The 18981-nt window shown below is 58.7% G+C and carries 13 protein-coding genes, 1 tRNA gene and 1 riboswitch; of the genes, 3 read left to right on the top strand and 11 right to left on the bottom strand.

All coding sequences use genetic code 11. The features are described 5' to 3' along the window. Positions 1–25: 25 nt before the first annotated feature. From DOLE_RS12475 to DOLE_RS12455, 5 genes are all read right to left on the bottom strand, one after another. A complete protein-coding gene (locus DOLE_RS12475; protein ID WP_012175848.1) occupies positions 26–1633 on the bottom strand; it encodes a B12-binding domain-containing radical SAM protein in 1608 nt (535 codons plus the stop codon). 143 nt (positions 1634–1776) lie between these two features. Next, on the bottom strand, positions 1777–2967 hold the full coding sequence (gene amrS, locus DOLE_RS12470; RefSeq protein WP_012175847.1) for an AmmeMemoRadiSam system radical SAM enzyme: 1191 nt from the start codon (positions 2965–2967) through the stop codon (positions 1777–1779). Next, positions 2945–5059, bottom strand: a complete 2115-nt coding sequence (locus tag DOLE_RS12465; RefSeq protein ID WP_012175846.1) for a spermine/spermidine synthase domain-containing protein — start codon at positions 5057–5059, stop codon at positions 2945–2947. Before DOLE_RS12465 ends, amrS begins: the two co-directional genes overlap by 23 nt. Continuing rightward, positions 5043–6497, bottom strand: a complete 1455-nt coding sequence (amrB, locus tag DOLE_RS12460) for an AmmeMemoRadiSam system protein B (RefSeq protein ID WP_012175845.1) — start codon at positions 6495–6497, stop codon at positions 5043–5045. Before amrB ends, DOLE_RS12465 begins: the two co-directional genes overlap by 17 nt. 94 nt (positions 6498–6591) lie before the next feature. Further along, complete coding sequence (locus tag DOLE_RS12455) at positions 6592–7992, bottom strand: B12-binding domain-containing radical SAM protein (RefSeq protein WP_041280549.1); 1401 nt, start codon at positions 7990–7992, stop codon at positions 6592–6594. Positions 7993–8256: 264 nt separating this feature from the next. Between DOLE_RS12455 and DOLE_RS12450 the strand changes: the two genes are divergently transcribed. From DOLE_RS12450 to DOLE_RS12440, 3 genes are all read left to right on the top strand, one after another. Continuing rightward, positions 8257–8333 (top strand) — tRNA-Lys (locus DOLE_RS12450). Positions 8334–8364: 31 nt separating this feature from the next. Continuing rightward, positions 8365–8458: riboswitch (TPP riboswitch) on the top strand. Between the two features lie 113 nt (positions 8459–8571). Then, a complete protein-coding gene (gene thiC / locus DOLE_RS12445; protein ID WP_012175843.1) occupies positions 8572–9852 on the top strand; it encodes a phosphomethylpyrimidine synthase ThiC in 1281 nt (426 codons plus the stop codon). Positions 9853–9931: 79 nt separating this feature from the next. Then, on the top strand, positions 9932–10708 hold the full coding sequence (locus DOLE_RS12440) for a sulfide-dependent adenosine diphosphate thiazole synthase (RefSeq protein ID WP_012175842.1): 777 nt from the start codon (positions 9932–9934) through the stop codon (positions 10706–10708). A gap of 91 nt (positions 10709–10799) precedes the next feature. Here the strand turns inward: DOLE_RS12440 and DOLE_RS12435 are convergent, their stop codons facing one another. The 6 genes from DOLE_RS12435 to DOLE_RS12410 form a co-directional block, all read right to left on the bottom strand. Further along, positions 10800–12470, bottom strand: coding sequence for a WD40 repeat domain-containing protein (locus DOLE_RS12435; protein WP_012175841.1), 1671 nt, complete (start codon positions 12468–12470; stop codon positions 10800–10802). 197 nt (positions 12471–12667) lie between these two features. Then, positions 12668–14410, bottom strand: a complete 1743-nt coding sequence (locus DOLE_RS12430; RefSeq protein ID WP_012175840.1) for an OmpP1/FadL family transporter — start codon at positions 14408–14410, stop codon at positions 12668–12670. Between the two features lie 24 nt (positions 14411–14434). After that, positions 14435–16468 (bottom strand): SH3 domain-containing protein, encoded by a 2034-nt coding sequence (locus tag DOLE_RS12425; RefSeq protein WP_041280548.1) that lies wholly within the window; start codon positions 16466–16468, stop codon positions 14435–14437. Positions 16469–16499: 31 nt separating this feature from the next. Beyond that, positions 16500–17255 carry a C39 family peptidase gene (locus DOLE_RS12420; protein ID WP_012175838.1) on the bottom strand — a complete coding sequence of 252 codons (756 nt, stop codon included), beginning with the start codon at positions 17253–17255 and terminating at the stop codon, positions 16500–16502. A 286-nt stretch (positions 17256–17541) separates the two neighbouring features. Next, positions 17542–18324, bottom strand: a complete 783-nt coding sequence (locus DOLE_RS12415) for a hypothetical protein (protein ID WP_012175837.1) — start codon at positions 18322–18324, stop codon at positions 17542–17544. Between the two features lie 115 nt (positions 18325–18439). Then, complete coding sequence (locus tag DOLE_RS12410) at positions 18440–18964, bottom strand: hypothetical protein (RefSeq protein ID WP_012175836.1); 525 nt, start codon at positions 18962–18964, stop codon at positions 18440–18442. Positions 18965–18981 lie beyond the last annotated feature (17 nt).

Below are 18981 nucleotides of genomic sequence, written 5' to 3'. Positions count from 1 at the left end.
CATTTCATTTCAAAAAAGGCCTGTTTTATTCCGCCCGCTTCCAGTCCGCCGGATAGTGATGATACGTGGTTTTGGGTTGAATCACGTCGCCGAACAGGGCAGTGGCTCCTTTGCGGGCGGTACCCATGGAAAAGGCGGCCATGGCCACGCTTTTTTCAAAAGCGGTCAGCCGGCCCACCATGAGTTCCACGTCTTTGCGAATGTCCCGGACCACGGCCCGCAGCTTTTCATCCGGCGCCAGCAGCTCCATGTCGTAAAGGGCGCTTTTGTAGAACCACATCCGTTTTTCAATGAGCCGAGCCCGTTTTTCAAGCGGGGCCGAGCCCGATCCCTTAAAAGAGAGGTACCCGCGGAAGGTGGTATGAATCAGCCGGGCCAGGCCCGGGCCCAGCTCGTGGAACTCCTTTAAGTAGGCCGCGCGCTGAATCTGCTCAGCCTGGTGAAGGGAAAACCGGGGATGGAAAAACCAGGGCTGCTTAAAGGCGTGGCACTCTTCGTAGGGAATGCCCTCCAGTATTCTGTTTTCCCTGTTTAATCGTTCGTAAAGCGGTGTGCCCGGCACGGGCGAGAGATGGGCAAACTGGCTGAAGGCGGGCCGGGCCGCGATGTGATCGTCGATCTCTTCCCATATGTTTTCCGGGGTATGGCAGTCCAGCAGCAGAATGGAGGAGAGAATCACGCGCACGCCCCATCGCCCCAGTTCGTCCACCAGGGTTTTCATGTCCGCGCCGGCGTTCTTGGCATAGGTCTGGAATTTGCTTTCCCGGCCGATCCACAAGGTGTCGACGCCCATTTCGGCAATCTCTTTTGGATCAAACCGGAGCAGGGCGTCGGCCGACCCGAAGGTGCCGTAGGAATAGGGCTTTTCATGCTTTACCATCAGGTCCCGGAGTTCTTTTGCCCTTTTTACATGGGCGGTGAAGTTGTCGTCCCCCACCAGGCCCATGGCCACGGTGCGGTGGCGCCGCTCCAGCCGGACCATCTCCTTAAAGACATCCTCTCCCGTGTCCAGGAGCATATGGTGCTTCTGGCCGAAAAAATGGGTGGTGGAGCAGAAGTCGCACCCCCGGTTGCAGCCCAGGGCCGTTACCAGGCAGGGCAGGTAGCTGTTTGTGGGAATGCCCAGCACCTGGAGGGTGCGGTTGCCCACGTCCGGATGGACAAAGTCAAAATCAGGGGAAAACCCCAGCAGCTCGCGCACGAACCGAATGCCCTCGCCGATGCAGACATGGTCTGCCTCAACGGTTTTTTCAAGATCGGGCAGCATGGCGACAAACCCGCCGATAATGATTTTGCTTTGCGGCGCGTATTCGCGAATGGCCTCGGTCATGCGCTTGACCTTGTAAAAATTGGGAATGATGGAGCCGATGCCCACATAGTCATACCCCTTTTTGATTTCCGCGATAAACCGGGGCCAGGTGGGAAAGTCAAGCACCGTCACATCCGCCGGCACATTGGCCCCTATCAGGTGAAGGCCGTAGGTGGGATAGTGAATGCGGGGGGAGTAGATGCCCTGGAAATGGGTGATCTGGTTGTGAAACAGCTCGGGAATGGACTCCTTTCGGCTGTAAATGTTGTCAATGGCAAACGGTTTGAATGCGCCGGTCAGCAGCAGCCTGGGTTGTTTTTTCACGTTTCACGGGTCCTTGTATGTCGCCGGTCTGTAATCGACATCGCTATCGGGATCGCAATCGACCCCATTAATTTTCATTTTCCCTTGTTTTGCTTATCAGGGTACTTTTTTTGGCGGCAAGAAAAGTACCAAAAGAAGGGCATTCAAACCCACACCCCGGGTATGGCGGTGCCGCACGCGGCGCACCGGCCGTTTTTTATGCCCGGCTGGGTCACGTTGTACCCGTGGCGGAAAATCAGCACGCGGTTACAGTTGGGGCACCGGGTATGGACCCCTTCATGGTCCGGCACGTTGCCCACGTAAACATAGCGGATGCCGGCGGCCATGGCAAGGTTTCGGAACCGGGTCAGGACCTCCACCGGGGTGGGGGCAAGGCGGTTGAGCCGGTACTGGGGGAAAAAGCGAAGCAGGTGAAGGGGGTGATCAGGCCCCAGGGCCTCGACAATCCATGCGCACATCCGCCGGAACAGGGACTCCTCGTCGGTATAGCCCGGCACCACCAGGTGGGTGACCTCCAGGTGAACCCCCCGCCGGTGCAGAGTTTCAAGGGTGTCGAGCACTGGGGCCAGCCGGCCGCCGTTGAGTTTGCGGTAGAGGGCGTCGTCAAAGGATTTTAAGTTAATGTTGGCCCCGTCGATGACGTCACACAGGGCCGAAAGCGGATTTTTGCTGATATACCCGTTGGAGATCAGAAGGCTTTTGATGCCTTGTTGTCTGGCCAGGCGCGCGGTGTCGTACATGTATTCAAAAAAGGTGACCGCTTCCGAATAGGTGTAGGCAATGGACGCGGCGCCGGCCTGCCCGGCCGACTGGACCACGCCGTCGGGAAAGAGCTCGTAGTGGCGCAGTGTTTCCGGAGTCGCCTGGGAGATCTCCCAGTTCTGACAGTTGAGGCACCGGAAGTTGCACCCGGCCCCGGCAATGGAAAAGGCCGTGGTCCGGGGCAGAAAATGGAAAAGCGGCTTTTTTTCCACCGGGTCCACATTGATTGAACAGGGGTTGCCGTAGACCAGGGAGTAGAGAACCCCGTCGATATTGACCCTGGAGCGGCACAGGCCCCGGTCTCCCGGTAAAAGCCGGCATTCATGGGGGCAGATGGCGCAGGTAACGCTTCGGTCGGCATGCTTTACGTAGTCAAAGGCTTCGACAGACCATTTCCAGGGAGTTTCCGGCGCGCTGTTTTTAAACACCGACCCCGTGATATCAGAAGGGCCGGAGGCCCGGCGGGTCTTTGTTCCCCACAGGTCAAACCCCGCCGACGGGCCGGGAAAGCAGAGCAGGGCCGCGCCCGTCATACCCGCGGCCAGAAATTCACGCCGGGAGATCTGTTTCATGATGCATTCCCATTACCAGCATGCTGATCAGTTTAAGACCTATCAGGACTATGGCCGTGCCGGCCAGGCCGAACCGGGGAATCAGCAGAATGCTGGCGGCAAGGGCCCCGAAGGCGGCGCCCACCAGGTCGGCGGAAAAGGCGTTGACGGCAAGTTTATGGGTGTCGCCGAACCGTTGAAGAATGGCGGCAAACTGGAATCCGCAGGCCCAGGAGACAGCAAAGCCGAACACCAGGTAGGCCCAGGGGCTGAGGTTTGCCTTTATGCCGTACAGCAGAAGGGCAAACCCTCCCACCAGCACGATCAGCAGGGCGTCTGTCCCCAGAATGGTTGTTTTTGACCGCTGTTGCAGGCGCTGTCCCATCCACGCGCCGGGCAGGAGACCGGCCAGAAACACCGTCACCAGCAGGCCGATTTGAAAGTAAATATAGCCGAAAAAGATCTGGAAGGCAAAGATGGCCAGGATCTCGGCGGCCATGTGAACAAAGCCGTTGGAAAAGAGCACCACCTCTCCGGCCGAGGCCCGGACCAGCCAGACGGCCAGCACCAGGCCGGCGGCCAGGAAGAAGGGGGCCGGGGACTGGCCGAACAGGGAAAACCACCGGGTAAACATTTGCTGCATCAGGACCGGGGAGAGGTCGGTATTGACAGGGGCCACCGGGTCGATTTGGGCGGAAAGGTAGGCCACCCGCCGGGGTGTGATTGTACCGTGAAAATATCCCGATACATGGGCCGTGGAAACCCCCTTTTTTTCAAGGCGATCCGGAATGTCCAGGGTCACGGGCCGGTCCGAACAGAGGAAAAAGGTCTTTCCGCCGGGCACCAGGGCCACGTGGGCAAAGGTGCGGGCCGCGGTGTTGTAAACCGTGGAGAGCTTTCGCCGGTCGGCTTCGGCCACGTAGGCGTCAAACCCCTCCATGGCAAAGGCCAGAACCCCGCCGGGGGAAAGCCGCCGGCGGGCCTGAACAAAGAAAGATTCGGTGTAAAACCGGTTGAGCTGAAAGGTGTCAGGCTCGGGCAGGCAGACGATAATGGCGTCATAGGCCGGGCCCGGACCGGCCAGCAGGCGCCGGGCATCCTGGTGGATCACGGTCACGTTGGGGGCCGGGGAGAGCAGGTCGAACCGGAACATGGCGCCGGCCACTTCCGGGTCCAGTTCCACGTAGTCGATATGGCCGGGCCGGTGTTTTTCAATTTCGCCAAGGATGCCGGACAGGGCCGACACCAGCAGCACCCGGCCGGGCGTGTCGACCTGGGCCAGGGGATAGTGAGCCATTTCTTCGGCGGCCTGGGGATCGGATGTGCCGGCCACGGGCCGGCCATCCACAAAAAGGGTGTGCTGAAGCTGGTGGCGGGTAACCACGATGCGGCCGTAGCGGGACTCTTTGTAATGAACGACCTCTCCCTGGCCCGGCGCCAGAGTGGCCTGCTCAACAGCCAGGCCGGCCATCAGGATGAGGGCCGCGGCACCGGCCCCCGCAAGGGTGGCCGCCCGCATTTGTCTTATCGTGGTAAAAAGCCAGAGGGCGGCGATCAGCAGGAAAAAGCCCGTGATCATCAGGGCCGTCATGGGGGTGGCCAGAAAAATCAGCACAAAGGAGAACAAGGCGCCGCCGGCCACGTCCCCGATGTTGTCGGTCATGTAAACGGAGGCGCCGGCATAGCCGGGCTCCCGGGACCGGAGCACCAGGAGGCTGTAGGGCAGCAGAAACCCGATCAGCAGACAGTAGGGGGCTGTGGTGAAAAAAGAGAAGGTCAGCAGGCCGTAAAACCCGGCCTGGGTGCCAAAGGTAAAAAAAAGGTCACGCAGGATCCGGATGGCCAGCAGGTGGACCACCGGTAGGACCGCTGCGACCATGGAGAGCCGGGCCAGCGCCGCCGGCGAAACAGGGAGCAGGCCCCGGCCCGCCGGCCGGGCCAGAAAGGTGCCCAGGCCGCCGAGCACGAGCCAGTTGAAAAAAACCACCGCAATGGTCCATTCGTTGCCGGCAAACTGGGCCAGGAACTCGCGGATGGTCAGCAGCTGGGTGACCACCGACGATACGCCGGTGGCCAGAATCAGGGAGTTAACCGGGCTATTCAGTACCTTCAAAAGACTGCACCTGGTAGGTGGAGACTTCCAGCCCCCCCTGCTCCCATGCGTTTTCCGGCAGGCCCGCCTTGGCGCACAGGTGGGACAGAAATTCACCGGCATCGGGAAGCTGGTCCCACACCTGGGGCAGGAAGGTGGCTTTGAAAAGTCCCTTTTTGAGAATGACGCCGTCAGTGCCCGGCGACAGTTTGGACAGGAGGTCTTTTGCGTCCTTGTAGGCCAGGGGCTGGGGCTCGGTCAGCACGCTGACCTCCACTGCCATGCGCCGGGCCTCTTCCTGGGTCAGCGGCGAAAAGCGGGGATCGTAAAGGGCCGCGTTAATGGCGTTGCGCCGGACCCCTTCAAGAATCGAGTCGTCCGACGTGAGGCTGCCGATACAGCCCCGCAACTCCCCATCCAGGGTCAGGGTGACAAAGGTGCCGCAGGGGGTGTGCAGCACCTTTTCATTTTCAATGCCTTCCGGGGCTTCCCCTTCGTCCATGCCCAACCGGTCAAAAATAGTTTTACGGGCCAGGGCCACCAGGGCTTTTCCCTGCTTCTGGGTGATTCTCTTTGTCATGTCAGTTTCTCCGTAAAAGGCAACAGCCGCGTATCCCACGACCCGGTCGGTGGGGCCTGCCGTGTCACCGCTGTTGGAATAGTGCAGCAGAACCGGCTGCCAGTTATGCCGTTTTGCCAGGTGCAGCACCGTTTCAATGGGAATGGCGCCGCAGGCGCGGTCGGGCTCACTGACAAGGCTGCCGGTCCGGCCTTGCAGTATCATGTTTATGGTCTCCCGGTCTTTTTCCCTTGCCCGGGCCTGGGAAAGGTAATGGGAGAGATCAGAGCTTGCCACAAGGAGCGTGGTTTCGTCAAGCACGGAATCAATGGTGCCGGCAAGGCGTTGCGGCGCCACAGGTCCGGTGATCACCGGCACCAGGGAAAAATCTTTGAGCCATGCCTGCAGAAACGGCAGCACCACCTCAACGGCATGCTCCCGGTTTTCCGACGCCGGTGGCGTGGTGACAAATAGTTTTGACTGCTTCAGGCGGGCTGCCGTCTTTGTGCCAACCGGAATGATCCCGATGGGGGTCCGGCAGGCGTCCGCGCCGGTGACAGCGCACTGGCCGATGCCCGCGCAGTGGTCCGGGGCCATTACAACGACCCGTTTAAATCGCCTGTTTTTCAAGGCCAGTGCCCCGTGAGCCGCGGTCAGCCCTGAATATACATAACCGGCGTGGGGCAGGATCAGGGCGCAAAGGGGCTTTTCTGCCGGTGTTTTGACGGCGGTTTTTTCCGCCTGTCGGGTCAGGTCGGTGATCAGCCGCGACAGTGCTTCGGGGTCGGCCGGGTAGAAGGTGCCGGCGGCCACCGGTTGACGGATGTCGGCCCTGGCCGGAACGTCGCCGGTGGCCGGCACCAGGCAAAGGAGAAGAAGGTATGCGGCGAACAGTCTCATGGTTTTTGGAGCACTTCCTTTCCCATGACGATTGCGGATAGTCCGATGATATACAAGGTTCGGTTCCGGGTCAACGGGCCGAGCTGTTTTTTTGTCAGCTGGTGAAGCGGCCCTCCGTAAACCTCAGCAGTCGGGATATTTTTCGAATCCACGGCTTGGTCAGGGGCTCTAGCAAAGGGATAATATCCAACTGTCGGCGCCACCGGGTGTTGCCCATCCAGGGATGAAGACCGCTGTGAACGTTTTTGCGGGCCCACAGGTTCAAAAACAACAGAAAGAGATGAGGCGGGAAGAAGTTCCGGCGAAGAATGCTGGGCATGGTATAAATTTTTTTCTGTATGGCCATGTAAAGCGTTTCCAGTTCCGCCGATTTGAGAGACGGGGTGTCAAACACCGAATGCATGCCGTCATACAGGTGCCATCCCGGCTTCAGGGGCGTGCCGTTACGCTGCATCCGCTCAAACATGGGGGAACCGGGAATGGGCGTCAGGATATAGAGGAACAGAATGGGCACTCGCATTCGGTCGCAGAATTCGACGATCTGCCGGGCCGTGGCCACGGTGTCGTTGTCAAATCCGATGATCATGCTGACAAAAGCATCTATGTGATGTCGCTTGATCTGCATCAGGGCCGCCTGGGCATCGGTATGAAGGTTCGGTGTTTTTCCGGTTCTGGCCAGAGAGACTTTGTCCAGGGTTTCAATGCCCAGGTAGAGCATTCTGCATCCCGCGTCCGCGGCCGCCTTCATCAACTCGCCGTCCGCGGCGGACCGCACATCTACCTGGCCGATCCACACCTTGTTCAGGGGCTTCATGGCGGTAAACAGTTCAAGGGCGTAGTCCCGGTCTATCATAAGGTTGTCGTCGACAATCACCAGGTAGGGGCCGGCGGCCGCCATGTCGGCCAGCACATCCGCCACCGGCCGTTTTCTATGGCGGCTGCCGAAAAAAGGGGAGACAGAACAGAAATCACAGTGGTAGGGACATCCCCGTGTGGCCTGTACGGGATTAGCCGGCATGAAGAAATTTTTCCGGTTGATCAGGTCATAGCGGGGCGTGGGCAGTCCTTCAAGCGGGTGGGGCGCTTTCTGTTCATAGATGCCCTTCATTCTGCCGTTGACGGCATCTTCAATCACTCGATTGATAACGCCTTCGGCCTCTCCCTTTACCACGGCGTCGCAATGGGAAAGGGCCTCTTCAGGCAGGGCCGTGGCGTGAAATCCGCCCATAATAACGGGCACGCCCCGTTTTTTATACTGGTCGGCAATCCAGTAGGCCCGTGGGGCCCGGCAGGAGATGGCGGTCAGCCCAACCAGGTCCACGGGATCGTCAAAGTCGATTCTCTCCACCGACTCTTCGATAATGGATATGTCATGGCCGCCGGGAATCAGGGCCGCCACATACGGCAGGGTCAGGCCGGAGACAAACTCCCGGTTGATTTTAACCACCCGCCCCTTGGCATCCAACTGGGCCGGGTTGATCAGTCTGATCTTCATGCTGTTTCCGTTTGATAAAAGAGTTCCTGACATTTAAATCACATTTTGATCGACGGACGAACAAAATGGAGTGCCAAATTTTCACAAAATTTGTGAATAACAGAAGTATGGGTTGCTTTTATAGCCCACCATAAATGGTGCGCCGGGTTTTTGCAAGGGGTGGGCCCAACCGGCGAGTAAAGAAAAAATTTGGAAAACGGCGGTCAAAGAGTGTTGACAAAGCAGGGGGCACCATGTATGTAAATTACGAAATTGATGCTGTTCGGGCCGTTAGCTCAACTAGGCAGAGCAACTGACTCTTAATCAGGAGGTTGAAGGTTCGATTCCTTCACGGCCCACCACCGGCATTCGCTCTTTAAAAAGAATGTGTTGATGCAGGATTGGGGGTGGCGACAGAAAGCCTGAGAACATACCCTTTGAACCTGGTCTGGGTAATGCCAGCGTAGGGAAATTGCAGCGGTATGGTTGTTTATGCTAGAAGGGCCGTCTCCCGCAGGGGGACGGCCCTTTGTTCGTTTTATTGATGAGTCATACGATTCGATATCGATCCCGATCCCGATTCCGATGAGGAGGAAAGACATGACACAGGTGGCCAGGGCAAAACAGGGCGTGGTAACCGAACAAATGGCGGCCGTTGCCAAAAGCGAGGGCCTTTCACCCGAGGCGGTGCGGGATGGCGTGGCCGCGGGCCGCATCGTGATTCCCGGCAATGTTAACCGCCGGTTTGCCCCGGTGGGCATCGGCTCCGGGCTGCGCACCAAGGTGAACGCCAACATCGGCACCTCTCCGGAGCATCATGATGTTGCCGAAGAGGAGCGCAAGCTTCAGACCGCCGTTGCCGCCGGCGCCCACAGCGTGATGGACCTTTCCACCGGCGGTGACCTTTTTGCGGTACGGAAAATGGTGCTGGAAAAATCCCCGGTGATGGTGGGGGCCGTGCCCATCTACGAGGTGGCGGCCCGGCTCAGCGCTGAATCGCGGGCCTTTTATGAAATGACGCCGGACATGCTGTTTGACGCTATTGAGCGGCAGTGCGCCGAAGGCCTGGACTACATAACGGTCCACTGCGGGGTGACCCGGCAGGCCGCGGCCCTGGCCGGGGCCGACAGGCGGGTGACCGGCATTGTCAGCCGGGGCGGTTCCCTGCTGGCGGCCTGGATGCATGATCACCGGAAGGAAAATCCCCTGTATGAAGAGTTTGATCGGCTGCTCGGGATTGCCGCGGCCTATGACGTGACCCTGAGCCTGGGAGACGGCCTGCGCCCCGGCGCCGTGGCCGATGCATCGGATGGGGCCCAGCTTCAGGAACTGGTGGTGCTGGGAGACCTTGCCCGGCGGGCCCGGGACGCCGACGTTCAGGTCATGATTGAGGGGCCGGGCCATGTGCCCATTGACCAGATCGGTGCCAACGTTCAAATGCAGAAAGCCCTGTGCGGCGGGGCCCCTTTTTACGTTCTGGGGCCCCTGACCACGGACTGCGCGCCGGGGTATGATCACATCACCGGCGCCATCGGCGGCGCCGTGGCAGCGGCTGCCGGCGCCGATTTTCTCTGCTATGTAACCCCGTCGGAACATCTCTGTCTGCCGGACATCGACGATGTGCGCGTGGGCGTGATTGCCGCTCGAATCGCGGCCCACTCCGGAGACATTGCCAAAAAGGTGCCCGGCGCCCTGGACCGCGATATGCAAATGTCGGCCTGCCGCAAGGCACTGGACTGGCGCGGCATGTACCAGGCCGCCATTGACCCCTGCCTGCCCCGACAGCGGCGGGAGGCAAGCCATCCTGAGGAAGAATCGGTGTGCACCATGTGCGGGGAGCTCTGCGCCGTCAAGACCCATAACCGGATGACAAATCCGTAGGGGGATTGTCGATCCCGATTTCGATTTAAAGCGGGTGTACGGAAGCTGGCATAATTTATAGAACAGAAAGGTTAAATCCATGGAACTTAACGAGGTGACCATATCACGGGCCATTATCGACCGTTTTTACGAAAAGCTGATTGCCAACCTTGAGGTGGATGTGGCGGTTGTGGGCGGCGGGCCGTCCGGTCTGGTGGCGGCCTGGCGCCTGGCCAGGGCCGGCCGCAAGGTGGCGCTTTTCGAGCGCAAGCTGAGCATCGGCGGCGGCATGTGGGGAGGCGCCATGCTGTTTAACGAGATTGTGGTGCAGAAGAGCGCCCTGCATGTGCTGGACGCCATGGAGATCGGTTACAGGCTTTACGCGGAAGATTACTATACCGCCGATGCCGTGGAGGCGATCTCCACCCTGACCTCCCAGGCGGCCAAAGCCGGGGTGGCCATTTTTAACTGCGTTACCGTTGAGGACGTGATGATCCGGCCCGACCGGATTGTGGGCCTGGTGCTCAACTGGTCCCCGGTGGAGATGGCCGGCCTGCACGTGGATCCCCTGGCCATGCGGGCCTCTTTTGTGATCGACGCCACAGGCCATGCCACCGAGGTGGTGCACGTGGTGGCAAAAAAGGTGCCCGGCACCCTGCGGACTGACAGCGGCAAAATCGAGGGGGAAAAATCCATGTGGTCGGACCGGGCCGAGTCCCTCACCCTGGAGAACACCCGGGAGGTCTATCCCGGCCTCTACGTGGCCGGTATGGCGGGCAACGCCACTTTTGGCGGCCCCCGCATGGGCGCTATTTTCGGGGGTATGCTGCTGTCCGGCGAAAAGGTGGCCGCCGAGATCCTGGAACGGTTGGAATAAGGGGACAAAGAGGCGGTTAAGATTGCTTCGCTTCGCTCGCAATGACGTGCTGGGCGGACAGGCGCAATGGCGCGGGAACCGAAAGGTGAAGCTATTTTTTATCCTTCTCAATGGTGACGGCCAGTTTGTAAAAAGAGGGGCCGGGCAGGTTCAGGGATAGCACAGAAAAAGACGAGGGCGAATCAAACACGATGCGGCTGCCCTTTAATATGCCGTCAAACCGTTTTTCTCCTTCAATACCGTCCACCACCACCAGCCATTTACCGTTTTTTTGCGCTGTGTAGGCCACGTGGCCGCTGTCCGGTGAAAAAACCGGCTCGGTGATTGCTTCATAGTACTCGTGGGACTTGCCGTCCACCACCATGAAAATGCGGTTGTCATGATCAATGGCGGGATAGGCCACCCGTGCCCCGTCGGGGGAGAAAAAGGGAAACTGGCTCGTCATGGCAACGCTGCCGTCCGCTTGCGTGCGGGGAATGCCGATGGTCCGGTAGGGCCCCTCTTTTTTTTCGCCCATCACAAAGAACATATCCTTCCCGTCCTGTGCCACATGGGCGATGGCGTCCTGCCCGGGCGGGAACACCGGCAGGCCGATGGAATCAAAGGAGCTGTATTTCTGACCATTTACCATCATGTACTCCTTGCCTGCCTGCGGCACGGCAATGTAAAGCAGGTCCGGTGAATCGGGCAGAAAAGTCAGAAAGCGGATTCGTTGAAGGCCTTTATCAACAATCTCCGTATCTTTTATAACGGCCCACGTGGTGCCGATAAGGGCGGAGTAGGCGAAATGACGACTGTCTTCGGAAAACACCACCTTGTCGGGCCGGGCGATAAGGGGCCCTTTTTTTTCGTCCATCATCAGGTGCCACCCCTTTCCCTTTTTCATCAGAAAGCCAAACCGGGTGCCGTCGGGCGAGAAAAAGGGAATGCCCGCGCTCTCTCCGGAGAACTGCTCCTTTCCGTCCTTGACAACCACCACCCGCCGTCCTTTTTCCGCCATGTAGGCCAGATGGCTTGAATCAGAAGAAAAGAGCACGCCGTTGATGTTGTCGTATGGATCGTTTTCAGTGTCGTTGTGGATCACGGACCAGTCCTGGCCCGACCGGCCCGCATAGGCAAGGTGGCGGCTGTCCGGCGAAAAGGCCACCTCCTTGATCTCATCAAAGGCCCGTAATGGCTCGTGGTTTTTTACCAGCACCTGTGAGCCGGCCTCGTTGACACCGATGTAAATCGCATGGCGGCTGTCCGGTGAAAAAAGGATCCCCGGGTCAGGCAGTACATTGACAAAAAGGGGGCCGGGCTTGCCGTCCACCACGGCAAGCACCTTGCCGTCGTTATTCTGGGCCCTATAGCCGAACCGGGATCCGTCCGGGGAAAATGTCAGGCTGTCGGCCCTGGCGTTTTTGGGCCCTTTCTCCCCGTTGATAATGGTAAACATATTTCCGTTATCAGCGGCAATATAGGCCACTTTGCCGGTCCCGGGAACAAACCGGGGGGTGGATGTCCCCTCATAAGCGACACCGGTGATACCGTCGATCCAGACCCGTACTTTGCCGTCATGGTTTTTGGAGACATAGGTGATGTGCTGCCTGTCGTCGCTGAGCTGCACCGACCCGGCAAACACCTGTTCATCGCTTTTATGAATTCCCAGGGGAATCGCCTTTTCGGTGAACCGGGGCCCTGCGGAAGCGGGGATTACGGCAACAGCGATCATAACGACAATCAGAAGAAACGGAATGACCCGGACAGCGGATTTTCTCATGATGTAATGAACTCCTGTTCTGGGGTTGCGGATCAGCAGAAAAAATTTTTTGGTTTATTATACGCAGCCACAGGCCTTGCATCAAGTGTCAATAAGCAAGACCATGGAACGAATCAGGCGAAAAAAAGGGGGCGGACCGTAGATCCTTCCCCCTTATTGATCGTTTTAAAGGTATCGTCGATTCTGTCTTTCCGGGTTTAGAAAGACATTTTCTCCTTTGTCTGCTCATAGGCCGCCTGGAGCATGTTGCCCAGCTTGTAAACGTATTTGAAGGGCATGGAAAAGTTGGCCGCGATGACGGTGGCATCCATTTTTCCGGAGACGTCCAGGCCCGCGTAGGGGTTGTACACCGCATCGGTGAAAGCGGTTGAGTTCATGCTTTTGCTGGTGTTGTTGGGCACATGCCAGGTGTCTGATTTCAGGTAGCCGAAGGCAAGGTCGATGGCCATGCCGTCCTTGAGCTGAATGCCGATGCCCGCGCCGTAGAAGTCCAGGTCAGGAACCGGGGCCATGACGTCAAAGTAGAGGGGGTTGACCGATGTTTTTCTCTCCTCATAGCCGCACCGCAGGGAGAGCCACTCCAGGACTTGGAGCTCGGCGCCGTAGCTCATGTGGATTTCGTCTTCCATGTTTCGCGTCATCTTGAGCGCATAGGCGCCATCGGTGTGGCCCACAAACTTGGCGATCTGGAACGGCTGAATCTTCTGGTCAAAATGGAGGGTGTAGGCCTTGGTCTTGGAGTAGTCGATCCAGTGGGCGTCGCACATCAGCCGAAGCCGCTTGAAGGGCCGCAGCATAATGCCGGCCTGGACCCGCTGAGGGGCATCCACACCTTCCAATACCATATGCCCGGTCTGGTAAGGAAGGGCCTCGTAGGGCAGGTCCAGAATAATTGAAAAAGGCAGCAGCAGCGGAGAGCTGCCGAACCAGGCGCTCATGCGTTGAAAATTTTCATTATACGTAAACCGGTAGGTGCCGTCCTGTTCCATCTTGACTTCGCTTTGATAACAGAGACCAAAGGAAAACCAGTTCTTGGGCTCCCACAGCAGGCCCAGGTTGTAGTTGGGGCAGTAGTCGTCCCGAGCGCTTAGTTGAAGGTTGGCGATATCCTCGTAGGGGCCGATGCCGCCGCCGAACCAGGGGGGCGGCAGGGTCAGGGCCGAGATGATGGGAATGTCAAGACCTTCCGTGACCTCGCCGAGAATTTTGGTCAGAGCCATCAGGTCGTTGGGCATGCGCATGTCCATGTCGATATAGGTGGCGGACTGGCCCATGCCGATGGTCAGGCCCAGGGAAAGGGTGTCGGTGATCCTGTAGCTGACGGAAGGCGCCGCATAGACAATGTGCTGCATGGAAACCGCCCTGCCCAGGTAGCGGGCCGGGTCGTCATTGCTTCGGGAATAACCGCCCAGGGAGGGGGCGTAGGCGCCAAAGGCGAACGTCCACCGCGAACCGGGTTTTCTGTAGGAGACCCCCAGGGGAAAGGGGGCCGCGGCCAGGGTGAACCCCAGGGGGGTTTCCAGGCCGATGGCGTCGGTGTCCTGATCTCCTACCATGGGCACATACATGTGCACACCCTGGGTGGTGCCGGTGTGTCCGGAGACCGGGTCATCCGCATTGTCAAAACTGCCGCCCAGCCAGTCCTGAAACTCAGGGTCCTGGTCAAACCGCGACTCCAGGGCGAATTCGGCGGTCACCAGGCCCATGCTCACCTGCTGGCCGTCGTGCATGCTGGAAAGACCCGCCGGGTTGTAGTGAATGGCCATGATGCCCGGCGGATAGGCGGTGCATGAATTGGCCAGGGAGATGGCCTTTGCGTGAACCGCGATATTTTCAAAAAAGGCGGCCTGAGCCGTCCGTGAATGGCCTGCCGCCAGAACCGCGGCGCAGGCCAGAACGGCCGGCACAAAGGCTTTTTTTATCTGCGGGAAAAGTCGCATGCGGTCTCCTGTGGCGTTTAACCCTTACAGTTCGTAGTCAAAGGGGATTCTGAAAGAAAAGGAAAAGTCGGACGCGTCATTGGTCAGGCCGATGCCCAGGTTCACGCTGATGGTCCTTTTGTCAAGCTTCCAGCCGGTACCCACCGACAGGCTGCCCGAGGCCCCCGTGCCGGAGTCGGCGGTTCTGCCGCCATCATAATGATAGGTGGTGCCGAAGATATAGGCGTAGGAAAACCCGGCGTGAATGGACGCCTTGTAGGACATGGCATAGGCAAGGCCCATGCTGAGGCCCACGGCGCCGCCGGAGGGTTCCACCTTTTTTAAGGTCAGGCCGTCGGCCAGGTGCTGGTTCAGGCCGCTCTCCTCCAGGGCATAGGTGTATTGAAGGCCGCCGTATGCCACCACCGGGTCCAGGCTCTTGCTGGCGGAAACGCCCAGGGAGGCGGCAAAAAGACCGGCGCCGGTGGAGAGATCTTCTCTCGGGTTGATCTCATAGGGGCTTCGGCCGGTGGGAATGGAGATGCTGGACGAGAAGATAAGGGCCGGAAAGTCCTCCCCGGTGCGAAAGGGCTGCCAGTTGGCGCCCACGGAGACATCGCCGAGGTCGGTGACGCTTTTGGACCCGGTCTGGCCGAGGTCTTGGTATTTGTAGACAAACGGAATGCTCACGTTCGCCCTGAAGTTGTCGGAAAAGGAGTATCCGGCGGCAACGGTGTTGTTGATGTTGTGGTTGGCCGAATGCTCAAGCACCAGCGCGGTCCAGTCGGCCACGTCATAGGAGTCGTAGGTGTAGCCGAAGGAGTAGTCGAAATTCAGGGTGCCTTTGGGTGACATGGTGTAGTTGCGACTGGCGGCGGAAAGGATCTCTTCTTCTTCTTTACGGGCTTCGGCCTCGGTCATGCGAAGCATTTCCCTGGCCTCGGACTCGGTCCGCAGCCGTTCCACCTCTTCGCGCAGCAGTTGCATCTCGGTGTAGAGGTCTCCCAGATCCCCTTCATAGGCACTGGCCGGTTTAGGAACAGGAGCCACCACCGGTACCGTGGTGCCGGCCGGTTTCACATCTTCCACGCTCACGGTTTTCAGCGAGTTGATGTAGGTGACAATGGCCGGCCTGTTCTCCTTTGACTGGAAGTGGGTGGTGACGGCATAGGCGTCCTGAAGGGTCTCGTAATCACCGATCCGGACCGCGTAGAGGGTCTCGCCGGTGTCGCCGACCGTCTGGAAAATATAGGGATCATAGCCCTTTCCCTTGAGGTCGGAGAGCATGGAGATGGCGTTTTCACGGATTTTGTAGACCCCCGCCTGAACGGAAAAAGGGGCCCGGCCGATGTCGGCCACCGTACCCTGGCCCTGAATCTTTTCAAGTTCTTCCGGGGAGACTTTTGACTTGTCCACCACAAAGGTCACGCCCTGGGCGATGACGCGCTCCAGGTCCCTGGTTTTCAGCATCGACTCTTCCAGAGACATGGCGCCCTGAGCGTCAATGGCGGCGATCTCCTCCGGCGTGAGAGCGGAGATAAAGCCCTGGCCGACGATCCCGTCCAGCTCCGCCTGGGTCATGTCGGTGGAGAGGCCTTGTCCTGATATTTTGGCAAGGTGTGTATTGCCAAGCGGCCGCAGGCCAGGAGTCGCTGATGCCACAACAACCGGCTTCGGGGACGCCGGTGCATCGGCTTCTGCAGGGCCGGAAACCTTTTCCGAAGAGGGAAGGGCGGTCGTGTATTGTCTGAACACATAACCGATTGTGCCGTCAGCGGTTTCGATGCGGAGCCAGTCTTCCTGAGTCTCCAGAACGGCGGCGGCCTCGCCGGCCAGCAGGCGGGCCACGCGGCTGCCGTCCAGGGACGGGGCGGACCGTATGTTGAGGACATCCACGGTGGCGCGTACTGTTTCAGGGGGCTGGTCGGCCGTCACGCCTGAAAGCGTCTGTCGGGACTCCGAATCCGGTGTTTCAGAGGCAGGGTCCTGGGCAGGGCCGGCACTGTTTCCAAAGGCCAGCGCGACGGAGAAAAAAAGCAAAAAAGCAAAGCAAAACAGCGCAATCGGTTTTCTGTCCAATGTATTTCCTCCCATGACGGTTGGTTGTCTGTTATCTTTTGTAATATTGAATTTCCCCTGGAAAAGGCTCCGGCGGCCGCCCTTCCATGACCGGCCAGTCTTTAAAGAGAAGGTCGAACCGCTTGTCCTCGTCGACAAACCGCAGATCGCGTTCACTCAATGAGAGCAGGGTGAGCTGCTGCTGGTTTTTGGGATAGACCACGAAGATCACGTTCTGGTGCCACATTTTTTTAAAGTCAGCCACCGGGTAGCTGGAGTTGCCGCGAAAGGGGTCGGCCAGAAAGACATGGCCCTGGTGAATGCCTTTAAAGACCGTGAAGTGCCGGTAGTCGTAAAGCTCGATGGGAATGATGCAGGGCATGTCCAGGGTCTCAAGGTCCTGAATGTCAGCTTTGTATCCCACACCGTTGTATCCCAGGACCCCGACGAACTTTTTCATGTCCAGAAGGGAAAAGGCCCGTTTCTCCCGGACCCGCTCCTTGTCGCCGTACCGGAACAGGCCGTGAATGACCTGGGTTTCGGAAAAGTCTTCTCCCAGATGATATCGCAGCAGGGTGGAGAGGGCCGCGGAACCGCAGCTGTAGTCGAACTGCTGCTTGATCACCGCTTGGTATTCCAGCTCAGAGGCAGGGGTCACCGTGGTCCGGATTTCAACCGGCATGGTTTGCGTCACAATGCCGCCGTCATAGCCGATAACCAGGCGTGTTTCTTTTTCTGAAGGCTCTTTTTCCGGTTTGAATCCGGCGATCAGTGAAACGGTGATCAAAAAGGCGATAAAAATATGCATAACGGCTGGGCTCCTGTGATTCCAATCCCCCGGCTGCCGGGCCATAAACAGCGTTCACATGCCTCAATAGCATACGAAGAAAACCTTGTAAAGGAAAAATTGACTCATTGCCACAATTTTATGGATACCTCTTCCGACTCTTGAAAATCGGGCCATACCCGGCATCCGGCCACGAATGCAAACACCTGCGGAATGCCGGAAACAGGGGGTTGAAAATCAACGAAAGGCCGGTTTTGTAAGGGGAACCTGGTTAAGAGGCGTGTGAAATGGAGGGGCAAGGCGGGTGCTAAAATTCCGGATAGACCACGATCACCTTTTCCACAACGGAATCGGGACCGGTGATGCCGCCGTCCACCCGGACTTTGAGGTTTTCGATGCACAGGATGCCGATCTGGTTTTCCGGTCTGCGGGCCAGGTCCAGGTCCGGACGGGTATCGTCACCGGCATCGGGCGGGGCCGCCGCAACAGTAAGGCAGAGACGGGGAGTGGATATCTCCATGGTGGAGTTGGCCGCGGCCACAAACACCGTGTCCGGCGGCACCAGCACGTTGCCGTTCCACATCAGCGGGGCTGCGTCGGTGTCGTCCACCCATGTGAGCAGGGCGCCCCATCCATGGTCCACGAACTGCCTCATGGCGGCCGGTGGAAAGTGGGACAGTGTCACGTCGGTGACATCCGTGGGGTCGTATTGCCAGAACAGGGCGGACTCTTTGGCCGGCGGCATGCGTGACGGCACATCCTCATAACCGGTGGTGGTGGCGTAGATATTGGGAAAGGAGAGGGTGTAGTCGGTGTCCGGCATGCTGTAGACCAGGAAACCGGGGTCAGGGGAGGCGGAGATCCCGTCCGCGTCTCCCCAGTAAAAATCATCGGCCGGCACTGTGGCGCGGGATTGATTTTCCACATACACCACAATGGGGTCTACTGAAAAGGGGTGAACCACGCCGGCGCTGATTTGTGAGATGGCTTTGTCGGACAGAAGGGAAGCGGCCTGGGCAGAAAAGGCAAAAAACAGCAACAGCAGCCCTGCTGTGCAGGCTGCCACACCTTTTTTCCATGGTTTTCGCATGGGGAACTCTCTTTTGAGAGGTGAAAGTGTGGCGGAAACAGATTCTGCTGTTTCCGCCACACTCAGGTTTTCAAACCCTTCCTGCAAAAACAGCCGGCAGGAAAGTCAGCTCAGGCTAGTCGGCGTAGATGTAAAGCGCGGATGCCTGGGTAACACCAATGCTCAGGTTCTCCAGGGTCAGAGTGCCCAGGGTGCCGTCGATGGCAGCAGCGCTGTCACCAAGACCGATGACAAGCATGGAGGGCATATCCACGGTCACGTTCTGATCCGGCAGGCCGACCTTTACAACGTCTTCACCGGAGGCGATGGTGGTGCCGTTAATAACCTCGGCAGCAGCCAGATGGGCCACATCCAGGGTCAGCTTGGCGCCATCGGGAATCTCGACCGTGATGTTGATGGACTCGCCAGCCGCGCTCTGAACCCGCAGGTAACCGGCACCGTCGGCAGCATTGAAACCGTCGGTGTCACCCCATGCAAGGCTTGTAAAAGAGATGGTCTGACCGGAGGTGCCGCCAAAAACAACGCGCACACCGGCCTGGCCGGAGATGCCGTCCAGGTCCGCGTCGGAGATGGTGTCCATGGCCATGGCCGGAACGATCATCAACATGCCTGCTACCAGTGCGATCAATAACTTCTTCATGTTTGTTCTCCCTTCAA

It is taken from the genome of Desulfosudis oleivorans Hxd3, assembly GCF_000018405.1.
GTDB classification, from domain to species: Bacteria; Desulfobacterota; Desulfobacteria; order Desulfobacterales; family Desulfosudaceae; genus Desulfosudis; species Desulfosudis oleivorans.
The sequence above is the reverse complement of the archived record's forward strand: the minus strand, read 5'-3'. Positions and strand labels throughout refer to the sequence as shown.

What these genes read in the sequence shown, in the direction of transcription:
- amrS (WP_012175847.1), bottom strand. Translation starts at nt 2,967, where the DNA reads ATGAAACAGATCTCCCGGCGTGAATTTCTGGCCGCGGGTATGACGGGC.
- amrB (WP_012175845.1), bottom strand. Translation starts at nt 6,497, where the DNA reads ATGAGACTGTTCGCCGCATACCTTCTTCTCCTTTGCCTGGTGCCGGCC.
- DOLE_RS12455 (WP_041280549.1), bottom strand. Translation starts at nt 7,992, where the DNA reads ATGAAGATCAGACTGATCAACCCGGCCCAGTTGGATGCCAAGGGGCGG.
- thiC (WP_012175843.1), top strand. Translation starts at nt 8,572, where the DNA reads ATGACACAGGTGGCCAGGGCAAAACAGGGCGTGGTAACCGAACAAATG.
- DOLE_RS12440 (WP_012175842.1), top strand. Translation starts at nt 9,932, where the DNA reads ATGGAACTTAACGAGGTGACCATATCACGGGCCATTATCGACCGTTTT.
- DOLE_RS12435 (WP_012175841.1), bottom strand. Translation starts at nt 12,470, where the DNA reads ATGAGAAAATCCGCTGTCCGGGTCATTCCGTTTCTTCTGATTGTCGTT.
- DOLE_RS12430 (WP_012175840.1), bottom strand. Translation starts at nt 14,410, where the DNA reads ATGCGACTTTTCCCGCAGATAAAAAAAGCCTTTGTGCCGGCCGTTCTG.
- DOLE_RS12420 (WP_012175838.1), bottom strand. Translation starts at nt 17,255, where the DNA reads ATGCATATTTTTATCGCCTTTTTGATCACCGTTTCACTGATCGCCGGA.
- DOLE_RS12415 (WP_012175837.1), bottom strand. Translation starts at nt 18,324, where the DNA reads ATGCGAAAACCATGGAAAAAAGGTGTGGCAGCCTGCACAGCAGGGCTG.
- DOLE_RS12410 (WP_012175836.1), bottom strand. Translation starts at nt 18,964, where the DNA reads ATGAAGAAGTTATTGATCGCACTGGTAGCAGGCATGTTGATGATCGTT.